Origin of the sequence: Pseudomonas sp. CFII68 (assembly GCF_000416195.1) — a bacterium.
In the GTDB taxonomy this organism is placed as follows: Bacteria; Pseudomonadota; Gammaproteobacteria; order Pseudomonadales; family Pseudomonadaceae; genus Aquipseudomonas; species Aquipseudomonas kilonensis.
The window spans coordinates 1-402 of sequence record NZ_ATLN01000008.1 but is presented as its reverse complement, the minus strand read 5'-3'; the positions used below and the strand labels follow the sequence as shown (position 1 = coordinate 402).

General features: G+C 65.2%; 1 protein-coding gene. It reads right to left on the bottom strand.

Features of this window, described 5'->3' with window-relative positions; genetic code table 11:
• On the bottom strand, positions 1 to 402 hold a 402-nt coding region (locus CFII68_RS25660), incomplete at both ends, for a carbon starvation CstA family protein (protein ID WP_018600029.1).

Sequence of the window (402 nt, the reverse complement as noted above, 5' to 3'; positions counted from 1 at the left end):
GCCGGGCTGTTCATGGCGAAGTACACGCCGGGCTCGATCACCGAGGCGGCGACCATGGCCATGATCGCCACGAAGGACTCCATCAGCATGCCGCCGTAACCGATGTAGCGGGCATTGGTTTCGTTATCCAGCAGCTTGGGCGTGGTGCCCGAGGAGATCAGCGCGTGGAAACCCGAGACCGCGCCGCAGGCGATGGTGATGAACAGGAACGGGAACAGCCCGCCCTTCCACACCGGTCCCGTGCCGTCGGTGAACTGGGTCAGCGCCGGCATTTTCAGCTCGGGCATGGTGACCAGGATGCCGATCGCCAGGGCGACGATGGTGCCGATCTTGAGGAAGGTCGACAGGTAGTCCCGCGGCGCCAGGATCAGCCACACCGGCAGTACCGCCGCGACAAAGCCG